Source organism: Paraburkholderia ferrariae NBRC 106233, assembly GCF_000685035.1.
Taxonomy (GTDB): domain Bacteria; phylum Pseudomonadota; class Gammaproteobacteria; order Burkholderiales; family Burkholderiaceae; genus Paraburkholderia; species Paraburkholderia ferrariae.
Genome location: NZ_BAYB01000027.1, coordinates 58383 through 72333, shown reverse-complemented (window position 1 = coordinate 72333; position 13951 = coordinate 58383). Strand labels below are relative to the sequence as shown.

15 protein-coding genes and 1 pseudogene are annotated in these 13951 nt (G+C 63.6%); 9 read left to right on the top strand and 7 right to left on the bottom strand.

What is annotated here, in order from left to right:
• Positions 1 to 113: 113 nt before the first annotated feature.
• Both BFE01S_RS44570 and BFE01S_RS25700 read left to right on the top strand, forming a co-directional pair.
• Entirely contained in the window at positions 114 to 443 is a 330-nt protein-coding gene (locus BFE01S_RS44570) for a hypothetical protein (RefSeq protein ID WP_156967152.1), read from the top strand.
• 240 nt (positions 444 to 683) lie between these two features.
• Positions 684 to 1775: an OpgC domain-containing protein gene (locus BFE01S_RS25700; protein ID WP_028227973.1), complete on the top strand. Its 1092-nt coding sequence runs from the start codon at positions 684 to 686 to the stop codon at positions 1773 to 1775.
• Positions 1776 to 1924: 149 nt separating this feature from the next.
• Here the strand turns inward: BFE01S_RS25700 and BFE01S_RS25695 are convergent, their stop codons facing one another.
• A complete protein-coding gene (locus BFE01S_RS25695; RefSeq protein WP_028227972.1) occupies positions 1925 to 2698 on the bottom strand; it encodes an SDR family oxidoreductase in 774 nt (257 codons plus the stop codon).
• Between the two features lie 175 nt (positions 2699 to 2873).
• Between BFE01S_RS25695 and BFE01S_RS25690 the strand changes: the two genes are divergently transcribed.
• Positions 2874 to 3842 (top strand): ProQ/FINO family protein, encoded by a 969-nt coding sequence (locus BFE01S_RS25690; RefSeq protein WP_028227971.1) that lies wholly within the window; start codon positions 2874 to 2876, stop codon positions 3840 to 3842.
• Between the two features lie 210 nt (positions 3843 to 4052).
• On the opposite strand, the gene BFE01S_RS25685 is transcribed toward BFE01S_RS25690, so the two are convergent.
• Both BFE01S_RS25685 and BFE01S_RS25680 read right to left on the bottom strand, forming a co-directional pair.
• Positions 4053 to 4733: a transglycosylase SLT domain-containing protein gene (locus BFE01S_RS25685; protein ID WP_028227970.1), complete on the bottom strand. Its 681-nt coding sequence runs from the start codon at positions 4731 to 4733 to the stop codon at positions 4053 to 4055.
• 170 nt (positions 4734 to 4903) lie between these two features.
• Positions 4904 to 5800, bottom strand: a complete 897-nt coding sequence (locus tag BFE01S_RS25680) for a fructose bisphosphate aldolase (protein WP_028227969.1) — start codon at positions 5798 to 5800, stop codon at positions 4904 to 4906.
• 360 nt (positions 5801 to 6160) lie between these two features.
• Between BFE01S_RS25680 and BFE01S_RS25675 the strand changes: the two genes are divergently transcribed.
• The 5 genes and pseudogenes from BFE01S_RS25675 to BFE01S_RS25655 all read left to right on the top strand — a co-directional run bounded on the left by BFE01S_RS25675 (position 6161) and on the right by BFE01S_RS25655 (position 11775).
• Complete coding sequence (locus BFE01S_RS25675) at positions 6161 to 6973, top strand: IclR family transcriptional regulator (protein WP_084170157.1); 813 nt, start codon at positions 6161 to 6163, stop codon at positions 6971 to 6973.
• A gap of 623 nt (positions 6974 to 7596) precedes the next feature.
• Positions 7597 to 7830 (top strand): annotated as a pseudogene (locus tag BFE01S_RS25670) (SDR family oxidoreductase); the annotation flags it as partial.
• Complete coding sequence (locus tag BFE01S_RS25665) at positions 7827 to 8915, top strand: phosphotransferase (RefSeq protein WP_028227966.1); 1089 nt, start codon at positions 7827 to 7829, stop codon at positions 8913 to 8915. The pseudogene BFE01S_RS25670 and the gene BFE01S_RS25665, both read left to right, overlap by 4 nt.
• A gap of 105 nt (positions 8916 to 9020) precedes the next feature.
• Entirely contained in the window at positions 9021 to 10196 is a 1176-nt protein-coding gene (locus BFE01S_RS25660) for an acyl-CoA dehydrogenase family protein (RefSeq protein WP_028227965.1), read from the top strand.
• A gap of 22 nt (positions 10197 to 10218) precedes the next feature.
• Positions 10219 to 11775, top strand: a complete 1557-nt coding sequence (locus tag BFE01S_RS25655; RefSeq protein ID WP_028227964.1) for a class I adenylate-forming enzyme family protein — start codon at positions 10219 to 10221, stop codon at positions 11773 to 11775.
• On the opposite strand, the gene BFE01S_RS44565 is transcribed toward BFE01S_RS25655, so the two are convergent.
• From BFE01S_RS44565 to BFE01S_RS43385, 4 genes are all read right to left on the bottom strand, one after another.
• A complete protein-coding gene (locus BFE01S_RS44565) occupies positions 11732 to 12133 on the bottom strand; it encodes a hypothetical protein (RefSeq protein ID WP_156967151.1) in 402 nt (133 codons plus the stop codon). The genes BFE01S_RS25655 and BFE01S_RS44565 overlap by 44 nt on opposite strands.
• Positions 12134 to 12258: 125 nt before the next feature.
• On the bottom strand, positions 12259 to 12675 hold the full coding sequence (locus BFE01S_RS43390) for a hypothetical protein (protein WP_245621194.1): 417 nt from the start codon (positions 12673 to 12675) through the stop codon (positions 12259 to 12261).
• Positions 12659 to 13234 carry a lysozyme gene (locus tag BFE01S_RS44560; RefSeq protein WP_156967150.1) on the bottom strand — a complete coding sequence of 192 codons (576 nt, stop codon included), beginning with the start codon at positions 13232 to 13234 and terminating at the stop codon, positions 12659 to 12661. The genes BFE01S_RS43390 and BFE01S_RS44560 overlap by 17 nt, the downstream gene beginning before the upstream one ends.
• Positions 13235 to 13272: 38 nt before the next feature.
• A complete protein-coding gene (locus BFE01S_RS43385; protein WP_084170156.1) occupies positions 13273 to 13665 on the bottom strand; it encodes a hypothetical protein in 393 nt (130 codons plus the stop codon).
• Positions 13666 to 13784: 119 nt separating this feature from the next.
• Here BFE01S_RS43385 and BFE01S_RS45970 point away from each other — a divergent pair, with 119 nt between their 5' ends.
• Entirely contained in the window at positions 13785 to 13946 is a 162-nt protein-coding gene (locus BFE01S_RS45970) for a transposase (RefSeq protein WP_407668246.1), read from the top strand.
• The last annotated feature ends 5 nt before the right edge of the window (positions 13947 to 13951 follow it).

Sequence of the window (13951 nt, the reverse complement as noted above, 5' to 3'; positions counted from 1 at the left end):
CAAGTAAATTGGCGAGGCGTGAGCGGATCGGCCATTGAGGTAGAAGTGTACAAATCGCCGGAACCTGCCGCGCGCATTGGCGTCAACCCACCCATGAGCGCTGCGCCGATTCCATGCGAGATTACGAATGCCTTGATGTTGCGGGCGCGCGTTGGTTTGAGGGTCTGGCACCACGAACGTGCGGGCAGCGCTTGTTGTGTGCGACGCGCACCGAACTCGCCCGCGTGCGGGAGCGGCGCGTGCGCGTCTTCGGCAGGAATGAAATGGTGCTGTTCGCGATGCGATTATCGGGGCGACGCTCGGGCCCAGGCTCGAAAGCCGCATGGCGTCTCGATCTGCGCAGCGTCGATCGCAACGAGGCAGGAGAGGATGCGCGCCATTGCGCAGCAGAGAATTGCTACTGGTCGTTACGAACGCCCCCCATGCCGTTTTTCTGGCATTAAAGTCGCATTGCAGAGCGCTCGAATCTCTGCGCTGCCCACTGTATGCCCACTGTGCGATTACGCAGTCCTTTCACGCCGAAATAGTGGGAAAGACCGTCGTAGGCGAGTGGAAAGGGCGGCGCTATTGATCAGTCATCCTTACAAGATTATTTTCATGCGTGGCGAATCGAAACGCGCTACGCATGCGCGCCTGTTTCCTGTGTTCAACCAGAATTTTCGACCTGAATGGAGCTGCGATTGATGAGTCAGACTGCGAAGCGATCGATCGAAATCGACTTTTTGCGAGGATACGCGTTGATCGCCATCGCACTCGATCACATTCCGTCGAGCGTGCTCTCTCACGCCATGCTCCACAACTTCGCCTTTTGCGATTCGGCGGAGGTCTTCGTATTCGTGAGCGGCTATGTCTGCGCGGCAAGCTGGCTCGCGCTCGCCGCGCGCAGAGGCACCGACGCCGCGAACCGGCGTTTCTGGCGGCGCGGCCGCGAGATCTATGCGGCCTATCTCTGCACCGCCGCGCTGATGCTGCTTTCGGGCGCGGCCGCCATGCTGCTGCGCGTGGACTCGCCGCTCGTCACCGATTCGGGCATCGCGCGCTTTATTGCGCATCCGTTCACGATGCTCGCGAATGTCGCGCTGTTCCGCGATCAGCCCTATCTTGCCGGCGTGCTGCCGATGTATGTCGCGCTCGTGCTGGCTCTCCCGTTCGTCATGCCGGTGGCGCGCCGCTCGCCGGACCTCGCGCTCATGGGCAGCTTCGGCATCTGGTTGGCGTCGTGCTGGCTCGTGCGCTATCTGCCGGCGGCGCCTGGCGCGATCTGGCCGTTCAATCCGTTCGCGTGGCAGGCCATGTTCATACTCGGACTGCTATGCCGACTGTACCCCGTGTCGCACGCGTTCCAGGTGTCGCCCGCCGGGCGCGCGATCACGATCGTGGCGCTTGCCGTTGTCGTCGGGTTCGCCATCATCCGCCTGTGGGTGGAGGTCGAACCGCAGCCGGGCTACATGAAGCAGAATCTCGCCAGCCTGCGCATCGTGAGCTTCGGCGCCATTGCGTGGCTCGTCGCGCAGGCGGTGCGGCTCGGCTGGGTGGGGCGGCTCGCTGAACGCCTGCCCGGCATGGTGACGATCGGGCAACAGGCGCTCGTCTGCTTCGTGGGTGGCGCCGTGGCGTCGAACGTGGTCGATACCCTGTTGCGCGCCTTGCATCTGACTACGTACTTTCCGGCGCGGCTTGCCGGCGATCTGCTGGCCATTGCGGCGTTGCTCACGCTGGCCGGCGGCGCGCGCTGGCTGAAGACGCCGCGCCCGCGCCGCGTGGCGCTCACCTGAGCACGGCCTTGTCACCGAAGGTGAGTGTTTGCGGGAAGTGGTGTTCGTCATCCGCACAAGGCAGCGCTATTTCCCGGGAGAGCAAGGGCTGCGCGTGATTTTCCCTGCCCTCTATGCACACGCACAGGTGAGCGTTTGCGGGAGCCCCATCACGCTTTCGCGAGTTCGCGCACGTCCGTCGCGGGTGTCGAGCCGAACGCATCGCTCAAGGCGTAATCGATCAGTTGCAGGGCGGCGGCTTCCGGTGTCGCCAACTGGCCGTTCTGCTTGAGCTGCTCGAAGCGCTCGCGCAACGGGAACTGTTCGATACCCGTTGCGCGGATCGTTGCCTGCATGCCGGTATCGACCACGCCCGGCGCGACACTCGAAATACGCACACCGTGCGGTGCGTCGAGCGCCACGGCGCGCGCGTGATGATCGAGTGCCGCCTTCGTCGCGCAATAAATGCTCCAGCCGGAATAGGCGTTGCGCGCGGCGCCGCTCGACACGTGCACGATGCGTCGTTCGGCTTCCGGGTGCGCCGCTCCGGGAGCGGCAATCGCGTTTGCCAGCATCAGCGGCGCCGCAACGTTGAGCGTGACGGCGCGCGCAATCGCGCCCGCATCCTGGGTGCCGCAGGGCGCGATCGGATCGACCGTGCCGGCATTGTTGAAGAGCAGCACGCAGCGCGCCTCGCCGGTGAAGCTGCGCAGCGCGTCCGTGGCGAGCCAGCGTTCGAGCGCGGCGGGATCGGCCAGATCGATCGTGGCCTGCACGAGCGCCTCGCCGTGGCGGCGGCCAGCCGCCTCGTTCGTGCCCCGTCCGAGGCCGAGCACGCGGATGCCGCGCGCGAGCAGAAGATCGGCTAGTGCGGCGCCCAGGCCGCGGGTGTGGCCGGTGACGATGGCGCAAGGAGCGGTGTGCGAAGGCGTGGAAGCAGTCATGGGAAAGGGCGGAAATGAAGGGACGGGTACGCAAAAAACGGACGCGCGGTGCCCCGCAATGAATGGTGGGACCGTGCGCGCGACGTTCTTGCGAAGGGTTTTGACGCGGCGCGCCGGAAATGCCGCCCGCGATTCTGTATCATAGCGTCCGATCCAATAAGGAAGAGAGCTGGACGTGAAAGCCGCATCGCAACAACGCCGCCCCCTGAGCTTCAAGGAAGGTCTGCTGGAAATCAAGCGGAGCATGGGGAAGGGCACGGGGCAAACGCCCGAAGAACAGCCGCAAGCGCCTGAGAGCAAGCCCCCGCGCAAGGGGGCGCCCGCCCAGGGCAAGGACACGCGTGCGCGCGGCCGCCCGCAACCATCCGGCGGCGGCCGGCCGCAGGGGGCCAAGCCCCAGCAGCCGCGGCAGGCCCGTGCGCAGCAGGCTGGCCAGAGCTCCGGTCAGCATGCCGGCCAGAATCCTGGTCAGAATTCTGGTCAGAAGCCGGCCCAGCCGCATGGCCAGCGGCCTGCGCATGCGCGCCAGCGCCCGACCCGCGCCCAGCAGCCGGCAGCCAATCTGACCGAGGCCGAAAAGGCGCGCATCGAGCGCAATCGCCAGCTCAACACGGTCTGGAACGTGTTCGCGAAGCACTATCCGGCGTTTCGCGACCGCCTGCCGCTGAAGATCGGCGTGGCCGAAGACCTCGTGGCGCGCCATCCCGACTACGACCGCACGCTGATCGTGGCCGTGCTCAAGCGCCACGTGAACCATCCGCGCTACCACGAGCGTGTGGCGGCGGGCGGTTCGCGCTACGAGCTGGACGGCAGCGTGTCGGCGGGCCCGGGCATCGAGGCGTCGCACGTCGGCCGCGCGAACGCGGCGCTCGCGCGCCAGAAGGCCAAGGCCGAGGCGCAAGTCAAGGCGAAGGAAGCGGGCGCGGAAAAGCCCAAGGCCGCCGACGAGCAGGCACAGGAAGCGCAGCCGCAGGCCGCCGGGCAGCCCGCAGCGCAGCAGGCCGCAGCGCAGCAGGTCGAACAGCAGCAGGTCGAACAGCAGCAGGTCGAACCGCAGCCCCAACAGCAACCGGTGGAAGCCGAAACGCCCGTTCAGGCCGCACCGGCCGCCGGCGATACCGAGGCGCCTGCGACCGACGCTTGAGCGTCTGACGCGCCACGCCGGGCAATTTCCGCCCGGCGCGTCTACGGTGGCGTGCCGCCAGGGTGGGGTTCCCGCCCCGACATATCCAATCGGATATGTCGGGGTTTTTCGTTGGCGTCACGCCAGACACGATGCCTGCGCTGAAAATCGATACGCACTGCCAGGCAATCACGCAAAGCGCCAGTCGCTCAGGCTCACCGGCCTCTGGACTCAGTGCATGGATTGAACGGCAGCCGTCGCGGTAGCGTCCGAACCGGCGGGCACCACAGAAGCCGCCGCAGAAGAAGCGAAGAACGCCGCCGGGGCAACGAACACGGCGGGCACGGCCGAGGCATCCGCTGCATCCGCGGCATCGGAGCCGGCCTGCGTTGCCGCGGGCGTTTCGAACAGATGGTTGAATTCCACGGCGCGCGACTGGATCTTCTGCGCATACGCCGTCGATCCGCCATAGCTCTTCATGGCCGCGGCCAAGTCGCCGCCCGCGGCGCGCTTGTAGCCGTAGAGAATCGACGACCCGATGTCGATGTTCACATCGGGTTTGGTGAGGTCTTTCACGTTGCGCAGCAGGTTGCGGTGCGCCGAGGGCACGACCTGCATGAGGCCCGTCGCGCCGTTGGCGCCATGCGCCTTCTCGCGAAAGCGCGATTCGATCGAAATGATGGCGAGGAGGACAGCCGGGGGGAGCGAGTATTTTTCGGCGGCCGTAGTGACCGCCGTGGAGATCGTGGTCGCCTTTTCTTTCGCCACGCCGAAGCGTTGCATGAGATACGCCGTGATCGTGTCGTTGCCGGCCGGGGCCGGGGCGCTCGCAGCAATCGCGGGGCTTTGCTGGGCCCACGCCTGCGCATGCAGGCCCGGCAGCAGGACGATCAGGCAGAGTAATCGCCTCATGGCCAGTGCGTGTCGAGAAAAGGGGAAGGGGCAAGTATAACCGCACTGGCGGCGGTGCACGCAGTTGCGTGTGCAGGCACTTTGGTGCAGTGCAAGGCCGGGCGGCCCTTGCGGACCGCCCGGCGCAAGCCACGCCCCGGGGCGGCTCGCCGGGGCAGCTCGTCATTCCGTCAAACCTTCTGGACCGATGCCTTCCAGATCTCGTCGATGCTCTCGGCAAGGGCGGCGTCGAATTCAGCGTCGGTCATCGACTTCGTGAGGTCGTTGATGAGCGCCCGCGAAAAGCTCGCGATCATGCCGTGGTCGCGGGCAAGACGCTCGCAGGCATCCTTGCGCGAATAGCCGCCCGAGAGCGCCACCACGCGCACCACGCGCGGGTGCTCGACGAGCGGCAGGTAGAAGTCGGGCGTGGTGGGGATCGAGAGCTTGATCATGACCTCGCGCGAGGCGGGCAGCGCATCCAGACCCTTGAGCAGTTCGGCGCGCAGCAGGGCTTCGGCTTCGGCCTTGTCGGGAATCTTGATCGAGACTTCGGGCTCGAGAATCGGCACGAGGCCGCGAGCGCCAATCTGCTCGCCCACCTCGAACTGCTGCGCCACGACGGCCGCGATGCCCGTGGGCGAAGCGTGCTCGATCACCGAGCGCATTTTCGTGCCGAAGATGCCGGCCTCGACCGCGCGCGCGAGCAGGGCGTCGAGGCCCGGAATCGGCTTCATGAGGCGCACGCCGTCCGCTTCGGCTTCGAGGCCCTTGTCCACCTTCAGGAACGGCACCACGCCCCGGTCGTGCCACAGGAAGGCCGGCACGGGCTTGCCTTGCGCGGTGCCGTCCATGGTGGCCTCGAACAGGATGGCGCCGATCACCTTCTCGCCCGTGAACGCCGGCGCGGTGATGATGCGCACGCGCATTTCGTGCATGAGCCGGAACATGTCCGCGTCGCCGCTATAGGCGCTCTCGGGAATGCCGTACTGGCGCAGCGCGCCCGGCGTCGAGCCGCCGCTCTGGTCCAGTGCGGCGATGAAGCCGGGTTTCGAGCGCATCTGCGCGAGCATCGTTTCGTTCGGCATGACCGTTCCTCCGTAAATGGGCGCCAATGCGGCGCGATCGGGCTGGCCCCATGCGGGCCGATAGCGACGAGTCTACTTGCGTCCGGGGGGCCTCGTCTTTCCCGCGGTGCATGGTGCGTGCGGCGGGGCACCCAGGGCGAAGCCGGAGCGCCGCCGCGACGGCCCGCCTGCCTCGCATGCGAAGGGCGCCCGGACTGGCCACGCAAGCCCCACATAGGCCCGCGCAAGCCGATCGACCGCCGCCCGGTTCTGCATAACAGAATATAATTCCGGCAGCGCTGGCTGCCCTGCAAAGACGCTTGCGGACAGCCTGGAAGGCCGCGCCGCAGGGGGCGCCATTCGAACGCATATTCTTTATTCATGATGGCTGACATCGAGAACAAGACAGACCGGCCCACGGCCCACAAGGAAGACCGGCATTTCGTGACTGCGCTGGCACGGGGGCTCGAAGTGCTGGCGTGTTTCCGCGGCGGCGACACGGCGCTGACCAACCAGGAAATCGCGCAGCGCTGCAAGCTGCCGCGCTCCACCGTCTCGCGTCTCACCATGACGCTCACGAAGCTCGGCTACCTGATTCATCTGGAGGATAGCGGCCGCTATCGGCTGGGCACGGCGTGCCTCGCGCTCGGCAGTTCGATCCTCGCGCGTCTGGACGTGCGCAAGATGGCGCGCCCGCTCATGCAGGAACTGGCCGAGTTCTCGGGCGGCACCGTCTCGCTCGGCATGCGCGACCGCCTTTCCATGCTCTACATCGAAAGCTGCCGCGGGCCGGGCGCGCTCGCGCTCACGCTGGATGTGGGTTCGCGCATTCCGCTCGCGACCTCGGCGATCGGGCGCGCATGGCTTGCCCTCGCGAGTGCGCGCGAGCGGATCGATGCGATGGAGCAGGTCCGCGAACTCGACGACGTGGCCTGGCCGCAGATCCGGCGCGGCATCGAAGAAGGCATCGAAGATCACCGCTCGCTCGGCGTGACCTGCTCGTTCGGCGACTGGCAGAAGGACGTCAACGGCATCGCGCGCGCGTTCCAGCCCGGTGGCGGCCTGCCCGTCATGGCGATCAACGTGGGCGGCCCCTCGTCGTCGCTTTCGAAGGAATTCCTGCTCGAAGCGGTGAAGCCGCGCCTGTTGCGCGTGGTCGCCCAGCTCGAAGAGGGCAACGTCTCGCTGCGCTAAACGCGCAGCCCGGGGCAGGCGCTCCGGGGTCTTCCGTCTGCGAGCGAGCGGCAGGAACGTGCCGCTCGCTTGCAGCCTCTCGCGCTCCCCGATCCTGGGCGGGCATTGTGCAAACAGGATGCGCCGGCTATTGCGCCGCATGCTCGCATGGGCCTCCAGCCCGTTTCCAACCCGCGCGCGCGGCCGGCAGAAATTCGCTCGCGAGCGCAGCGGCCGCCGCCGATTGCGCACCGCTCGCGGCGGGGCGCAGGAGCGCTCGGGTTGATCCTTCATGCTTCGCGGAATTTCAGTCCGCATGGTGGAATTCAGAATCGCGAGGTTGGGCATCCGGCCACTTTCCATTCGCCGAGAACCCCGGCGACGCGAGTTTTCCATACGATTCCCAGGGTTTCCCCCGTCCAATGATGCCCCAGTGCCGTTTGCATGTTGAACGACAAGGCGTTAGCATTTCTGCAATGCAGAATCATTATCTGCAAAGTGGAATGATTCATTGACGGGGCAACGCGAGGGATTCGGCAATGGGCGTAAGAGAGCGGTTCAGGCTGGACGGGCGCGTCGCGCTCGTGACGGGTGGCTCGCGCGGCCTCGGCCTGCAGATGGCCGAGGCGTTGGGCGAGATCCCGGAGTGGGGACGTTACGGCATCAACGTCAATGCGATCTGCCCGGGATTCTTTCCTTCGAAGATGTCGGCGGGCCTGCTCGATACGATCGGCGACGAAGTGATCCGTCGCACGCCGCTGCAACGCCTCGGCGACGACGACGACCTGAAGGGCGCCCTCGTGTACTTCGCCTCGGACGCCTCGCGGCACGTCACGGGCCAGTACCTCGCGGTGGACGGAGGGCGCTCGGCGACATGAAGATCGACTTCCAGAACAGCTTCAGCGGCACACGCCCCGTGGCCGAGGCGTATGCCTTCGACCTCGTGCGCCTCAGTGCCTGGATGCGCGTGCACGTGGAGGGTTTCTCGGGGCGCCTGCGCGCCGAGCAGTTCAAGGGCGGCCAGTCCAATCCCACGTTTTTGCTCGAAGCGGATGGCCGCCGCTATGTGCTGCGCCGCAAACCGCCCGGCACGCTGCTGCCTTCCGCGCATGCGGTGGAGCGCGAGTACCGCGTGATCCGCGCGCTTGCGGGCACCGCGGTCCCCGTGGCGAAGACCTATGCGCTGTGCGAATACACCGACGTGCTCGGCACGCCGTTCTATCTGATGGAGTACGTAGCGGGGCGTATTTTCTGGGACCCGGCGCTGCCGGGCATGACGCCGCAGGAGCGCACAGCGATCTTCGACGAGATGAACCGCGTGCTGTCCGAACTGCATTCGGTCGATCCGGCCGCCATCGGTCTTGCCGACTACGGCAAACCGGGCAGCTATATCGCGCGGCAGGTGGCGCGCTGGACGAAGCAGTACCGCGCCTCGGAAACCGAGCGCATCGAAGCCGCCGACTGCCTGATCGACTGGCTGCCGAAGCACGTGCCGCCCGGCGACGAAAGCCGGATCGTGCACGGCGACTACCGGCTCGACAATGTCGTCTTCCATCCGGACGAACCGCGCATCCTCGCCGTGCTCGACTGGGAGCTTTCCACGCTGGGCCATCCGCTGGTCGATTTCGCGTATCACTGCATGATCTGGCGCATGACGGCGGGCGAGCGGCGCGGGTTGGCTGGCCTCGATCTCGATTCGCTTGGCATTCCTGACGAACGCAGCTATCTGCTGCGCTATCTGGAACGCACCGCGCGCGACACGGGGGCAAGCGTTTCGCCTGCGGCCTGGGGCTACTACCTCGTTTTCAACATGTTCCGGCTCGTCGGCATCCTGCAGGGCGTGATGGCGCGTGCGCTGCAAGGCAATGCGTCGAGCGCGCTCGCGCTCGAAACCGGGCGGCGCACGCGGCCGCTCGCGGAACAAGCCTGGGCGCTCGCGCAGCAGGTCGATGCGCTGCGCTGAGTTGATCTGAGCCGGGCGCGCGGACCCGATGCGCTCCCATTCCAACATCCCTCGCACTGCGCCCGCGCGGCGGCCCGGTGCCATTCTGATAGAAGGAATCACGCGATGAACTTCGAGCATTCGGATAAAGTGAAGGATCTGCAGGCACGTCTTCGGGCGTTCGCGGATCAGCACGTGTACCCCGCCGAGGCGCAGTTCGAGGCCGAAATGGACGCGGCGCGCCGCGCGGGCAACGCCTGGCAGCCTGCGCCCGTGATCGAAGGGCTGAAGGACAAGGCGCGCGCGGCGGGCCTCACGAACCTCGAATACGCGCCGCTGTGCGAGATCATGGGCCGCTCGGGCATCGGTTCGGAGCCGTTCAACTGCTCGGCGCCCGATACCGGCAACATGGAAACACTCGTGCGCTACGGCACGCCCGCGCAGCAGGACGCATGGCTCAAGCCGCTGCTGGAAGGCAAGATTCGTTCGGGCTTCGCGATGACCGAACCTGCCGTGGCCTCTTCGGACGCGACCAACATCGAAGCCCGCATCGAGCGTGACGGCGACCACTACGTCATCAACGCGCGCAAATGGTGGACTTCGGGGGCGAACGATCCGCGCTGCAAGATCCTGATCTTCATGGGCAAGACCGATCCCGATCACGCCGATCCACATCGCCGCCAGTCGATGATCCTTGTGCCCATGGAGACGCCGGGCGTCACGGTCCTGCGCCATCTGCCGGTGTTCGGCTACGACGACGCACCGCACGGCCACGCCGAGGTGCTGTTCGAAAACGTGCGCGTGCCGGTCTCGAACGTGCTGCTGGGCGAGGGGCGCGGCTTCGAGATTGCGCAGGGGCGCCTCGGGCCGGGCCGCATCCATCACTGCATGCGCCTGATCGGGCGCGCGGAGCGCGCGCTCGAAGCCATGTGCCGGCGCACCGTGAAGCGCACGGCATTCGGCCGCAAGATCGCCGATCACGGCGTCACGCGCGAGCGCATCGCCAATGCGCGCATCCTGATCGACCAGGCGCGCTTTCTGGTCTTGCATGCGGCCTGGAAGATGGATACGCTCGGCAACAAACTCGCCCGCAAGGAGATCGCGATGATCAAGGTGGCGGCGCCTTCGATGGCTTGCCAGGTGATCGACTGGGCCATCCAGGCGCACGGAGGCGGCGGGGTCAGCGACGACTTCGGGCTGGCGCGCGCGTATGCGAGCGCGCGCACACTGCGCCTCGCCGACGGTCCCGACGAAGTGCATCGCAACGCCATCGCGAAGATGGAGCTGGGCGCGTATCTTTGAACTGCAAAGGAGTGCGAAAGTCATGACGGGAACCCCCGACACGGCGCTTGTACCGTTCGTCAGCCTGCCCGACGAGATCCGCCTGTTGGCCCGCACGCAAGGCGAGCGTGCGGCGCTGGTCTGCGACGGCGAGACGGTGAGCTATGCGGCCTTCGACACGTTCGTCGATCGCTGCGCCGCCGCTCTGCAGCGCGATGGCGTAGCGCCGCGCGACGTCGTCGCCATTTGTGCGCAGGGCTCGATTGCCTATGCGGTGGCGTTCGTCGGCGCGCTGCGCGCGGGCGCCGCGGTCGCGCCGCTATCGCCCACGGCGCATCCCGACAGCCTCGCGGGCATGATCGCAAATGCCGGCGCCGGCCTCGTATTTCTCGATGCGGAGGTTCAGAAGGCACTGGCGGCCGCCGCGGCGCCGCCCGCGGTTCGCACGGTGCGGCTCGACACGAAGACCGGCCAGGATGCATTCGATAGCTGGCTCGCGCCTGCGGGCACCGTGCCGGAGCCTGTCGCGATCCAGCCCGAATGGGCCTTCAACATCATCTATTCGTCGGGCACCACGGGCATGCCCAAAGGCATCGTGCAGTCGCACGCCATGCGCTTTGCCTATGCGCATCGCAGCATCTCGCGCGGCTACGGCCCCGGGGCGGTGACGCTGATCTCCACGCCGCTTTATTCGAACACCACGCTCGTGAGCTTTTTCCCGACGCTGGGTCTCGGCGGCACCGTGGTCCTGATGCCGAAGTTCGACACGAAGCGCTATCTGGAACTCGCGCAGCAGCACCGCGCGACGCACACGATGCTTGTGCCGGTGCAGTACCGGCGCCTGCTCGCCGATCCCGACTTCGACCGCTACGATCTGACGAGCTTCCAGTCGAAGTCGTGCACGAGCGCGCCGTTCGCGGCCGATCTCAAGGCCGAGGTGGTGCGCCGCTGGCCGGGCACGCTCACCGAGTTCTATGGCATGACCGAGGGCGGGGCGTCGTGCGAACTGCGCGCCGAAGAGCACCCCGGCAAGCTGCACACCGTCGGCCAGCCGATGCCGGGCCACGAGATGCGGCTGATCGACCCCGAAGGACGCGAACTGCCGCCGGGCAGCATCGGCGAAGTGGTGGGGCGCTCGCCGACCATGATGACGGGCTACTACGGGCAGCCGGACAAGACCGCGGAGGCGGAGTGGTACGACGCCACGGGCGAGCGCTTCATCCGCACGGGCGATATCGGCCGCTTCGACGAAGACGGTTTTCTCGTCCTTATGGACCGCAAGAAAGACATGATCATTTCGGGCGGCTTCAACATTTATCCGAGCGATCTGGAACAGGTGATCGTGGAGCACCCCGACGTGATCGAGGCCGCCGTGGTGGGCGTGGGGTCCGAGCGCTGGGGCGAGACGCCGGTGGCTTTCGTCACGCTGCGCGAAGGGGCAGCGCTCGAGCCGCCTTCGCTGATGGCCTGGGCGAACGAACGGCTGGGAAAGATGCAGCGGCTGGCTGCGGTGGTCGTGGTCGATGCACTGCCGCGCAGCGCCATCGGCAAGGTGCTCAAGCGGGATTTGCGGGAGGGGTTTGGGCGGGGGCTTGCTTAGACTGCGGACGTGGCGGGTCTATTTCAATAGAATCGAGCGTTTCCGTGATGGAGGTAACGCCTCGCAGATCGTCGCCCGTTATTTGGCGATGGTTTTTATCGAAAAATTTAATTTCTGTATCGATGACGAGGGTAACCGGCGTGTCGCCGGCGGGGCTATGCCAGATAGCCTGAAATCTGTATGGCCCCATACGCGCACCACCCATATGCGGCATTGTTGAGCTATTTATCCGGACGCCCCAGCCGGTGTCTGTTACCGAAAAAGACTGTAATATAAAATCTCTGAATTGTGGTCGATCATTTATGATTGGAATGATTTTTTCATTAAAGCTGATGGATCCGTCGGCATAGGTACTCATGGGAATCGATAAGAAAGTTAATATAAATATCGATTCTCGTGAAAAAAATCGATTTATCATTTTCTTTTTTTGAGATATATGTTTTATATTTCAATGTTAACGTGAAATTCGGTCGATGAATTCGGTTACTTCCAGTTTGCCATTTTCAGTAAATCCTGTAGAAATGTGCTTTGCGTCTTTCTTATATTGTAAACGCATTGCTCGTAAAGTGCAGGAAACATTGAGCCATCATGCTCTGCTTTCCATTGCGCCCCCGCGTTTCGTTGCAGCTCACAGTATTTTATGGCGTCATTCTGTGATGCCATGTAATCGTTGAGTAATTTTTGATGCGCATTTCCCAAAGGGATGGTTGCCCGTAAGTTCCTATAGAGTTTGTCGTTATCGGCAGTTATGTCTGCGCTCAAACCGTGGTAACACTCGGCATCGCCATATCCTCCACCTAAATGTTTGAGGCATGCAGGGTTCGTTTTTGCTACTGCCATGCTTGTGAGGACGATAAATGAAGCAAGGCTGATCAAATATCTGCTAGTAAGATGCATCATAGATCCCCGATTCAAACAAGCGTGCTTCCGAAAAACGCCGCGGAGGAAGCCCTTTATTGCGGCCCACGCGATATGTCAAAATATAGTCGAACATTGTCTCGTAGTGTCCTGTGTTTATTTTGTCGATTATTGCGCCCGCACCACTATTTTCTCCACAGTTATAGATAATACTCGCCAGAGCATCGTATTCGAACTGATACAGGGGAACATTGACATCGGAATTTAATCGACTCTCCACTTTTTCAATGGCCTTCGCTTTGAAGCCTCTCGCACGCTCAAGGGAGATGGTATCTCCAACCTTGATGTGATCAGATGGGTAGATGCGGTGTCCACACCCAACCGTCGGAATACCGGCGTTATCAAGATATGCGGTCAATATAAAACCTTCAATTACTTTATGTCCCGCATACGTTCCATCGAGAGCGCCGGACTCCCATACGGCAATGAACGACAAGCCATCATCGGAAATTTTCCACGGCTTGCAATATCGAGATATGTAAACATTGACATTCGAATCAGGGTTTGTATTGGTTGTGCATTTGTGCAACGGATCGATCATTTTTGGTTTGTTGAATTATTGAGATTTTCAGTAAAATATTAAACATAATTTCGATGGCCGAGATAAATGCGAATCGCTTTCGCACCTTCTGTTCTATGTCGCCTGGTACGCCCCGATGAATCAGTAACGCCATGGACTAGCCTCCCCAGTGATTCGATGGTGTAGTACGTATTGGTGACTGGCAGACCCTTTGCATCTTGAAGCGTGAATTGTTCATCGAAACGATTCGCGATGGACTCGCGACACCGGCATGCCCACGCGGTGCCCAGAGCTTCGGTCATCTCGTAACCGGACTGATACGAGCGGAGCATGGCAAGTGGAAAGAAGCGGCCGGTCTCGACGTTCAACGCCATTCCCGTGGGTAGATCCGGAAAATTTTCGAATATCGAATATGTTGTACGGCAAAGCGGACATTTTTCTTCGCCTGTCATATAAACGCCTCCTGTATCAAGCGATTTCGGCAGTCTTTGGCATGTGGGTTCAGCTTCTCCAACGCTATAGCGAAGTCGTCGTCAATAACACTTGATAAATCAGAAAAATCATTAGCTATTTGTGGACTACACTGGAACCGCTGATTTCGGTATGCACGCCGTCGTCCAAAGGAGGTCGACACTGCACGGTTAAGGGCCGAGCAGCATTGAACCGCATCCTGCAGGTCTCACGAACCTGCATTCCATGGGAGGACCTTCGGCAGGAACTCGGCCGCGACTGAGGCAC